2 protein-coding genes are annotated in these 2322 nt (G+C 39.8%); both read right to left on the bottom strand.

Going from position 1 to position 2322, the window contains the following annotated elements:
* Positions 1-870 (bottom strand): hypothetical protein (locus tag A9G10_RS01875; RefSeq protein ID WP_143425926.1); only part of this gene is annotated, 870 nt, incomplete at its 3' end.
* A gap of 558 nt (positions 871-1428) precedes the next feature.
* The coding region (locus A9G10_RS01870; protein WP_143425925.1) for an SdrD B-like domain-containing protein at positions 1429-2322 on the bottom strand (894 nt) is incomplete at its 5' end.

Raw genomic sequence — 2322 nt, 5'->3', positions numbered from 1 at the left:
ATACGTCACATCCACTATACCCACATAGAAAAGGTCATCTTCCTGCTCCACCACCAGCTTTTCCTGCTGTGTGTGGGTCTGACCCTGCTCATCCTGCCAGCTTAAATCAAACTGATACTCACCCGGTGATAAAATTATCTCGCGCATGGCTCGACCATTGTCGTCCACCACTAAGCGCTCACCATTGAGCTTCACTGCTTTTTTATCTTCCAGCCCCGCCATTTGAATGACCACTTTACGGTCTTGGGCACTGGTGACAATGCCCTGATGGTTTATTCGGCTTTCACCAAAGCCCGGTATCGTGCTGTCTGATTTTAATTGACCAAATAATAAATTTGACGTGGGGGTCGATTTGCGGTAGGCGGTGAACGGATTGTCGATTTGTGCACTGCCGTAACCTAAGGTTTTAAATGGCACTGCATATACGGTATCTTTTTGGCCTGCATAACCGGTCGTGCTTAAAATCGCTTTATACTCGCTGTCAATTGATAACGGCTCACCATTATCCGTTTCCCCGCTCCATAATACGGCCTCATCCGGACTGATATCACTAAAACGGAATGTCTTTAAGGGATATTGGTTATCTAAGTCTGATTGACGGTAAACCGTGATCTGGTATTCCGCTATTTTTGAGGGGTAGTTAGTATAGACATAAAATCCCATTGGTGAGGTAAACAGCCCTTGTGAGGTCAGCTTAAGCTTGGGATTATAGATACTTAAGTTAAGCTTCTCTTCTGCATTAAACTCATCCCGGATAATGTTCAATTTGGGCACGTTATCCGCACCGGCATAAACACCATTTGAGCCGAGTAAAAAAGCAGCACTTATCCCCAGACAAGGTAAATGTCGGGTCCAGTTATGTTTTTTCATCTACTTTTATTTCCTTTTAAGACCAATTAGTTTTACTTATTTTGTTTTTTTTATTCAGCTTAACAAATCATTACAAATAAAGCATTAGTTATTGATTAACAATAATTTTCCCATGACAAAACAATTTATCAGGAGATAACTCATTAAAAAATTACAAATATATATATTTTTATTAAAATGTTTGCCAAATATTTACATAATAATACATTGATCGCAAAAAACGATCAATAATAATTAACGCGATCGACCCAAACTATCGAATTTGTATTTATTCTTTTTGTTTTGTATTTTTTTTACATAAAAACACCATATCAACCAATTATAAGTTTTAAAATCAATAGTTTCCCTATAAAAAACCATAGATGATTACACTTATCAAATTTATATTTACAATTTAATAAATTGCTGTTGAGATAATTGTGTTATGGGTTGGTTTCTTAATTAACAATTTTTTTTCGATTGTTGTTTGAAAAAACAAAAAACCCCCGATAAACGGGGGAAAGCTTAAAAGGACTGGTTAGACAAACATTTTTGTTTGTCTTAATTTTGTTGTTGTGATTACGGTTGGACTTCTGTCACACCAAAATCAATTTTACTTGGTAATCCCGGCGATACTCTCACCACTTTTGGATTACGTCCGCTCACTTTGTACTCTTTCGGTAAGCTTCGTGGGTCTAGTTTGATAACGAAGTTTGCTCCTCGTTCCCAACGTCCTCCCGATACACCGACTATATGGTAACGACCATGCGTATCAGTTGTGATGATTTCTCCCCGAGCCGTCACTAACTTCACGCCGCCCAGACCTTCTTCACCTTCATCTTGTACGCCATTACCGTTGCGGTCGACAAACACTTTTCCGAAGATTAATGCATTGTCAAATAATGGGTCCGCTGTCACTGTCACTGTCGCCTGCGCAGTATTCGATACCACTCGACCCAGTTTACTTAGTGCCATCGCCGTATTGGTGTACTCGCCCTGAGTCACACCTGAGCCCACAACTAACATATAGTTAATAACGAGTTCACCATTTCCTTTTAATTCCAACGAATCATAAGTCATCGCTTTTCCACCTTTCGGGTCGGCTATCTTCTTACCATCTAAACGTGATGAGCCTTTTACATACTTAAACCCTGCCGGTAAGATGTCTTTCACTTTGATATTCGCTGTTTGTACCGTGTTATTAATCACTTTTATGCTGTAAGGAACGATATCACCTGTCACAACATTATCTTTTAACGCTGTTTTAATAACCGTTATATCCGCATCCGCTGCTCGATAACCCAACACTAAATCGTTAATCGAGGCCGAATAGGTTGTTAACGTGTTATCTTTCAAACCTATCGGTAAGGTTTGGGCTCCACCTACTCCGTTATACACGATCGATGACGGTGGTGAGGACAAGTCTATTAACGGATGCTCAACCACTTTTCCGTCGATGTCTGTGTACTTCTC

This window comes from Gilliamella sp. wkB308 (genome assembly GCF_001690185.1).
GTDB classification, from domain to species: Bacteria; Pseudomonadota; Gammaproteobacteria; order Enterobacterales; family Orbaceae; genus Gilliamella; species Gilliamella apicola_I.
This window is presented reverse-complemented; position numbering and strand designations above follow the sequence as displayed.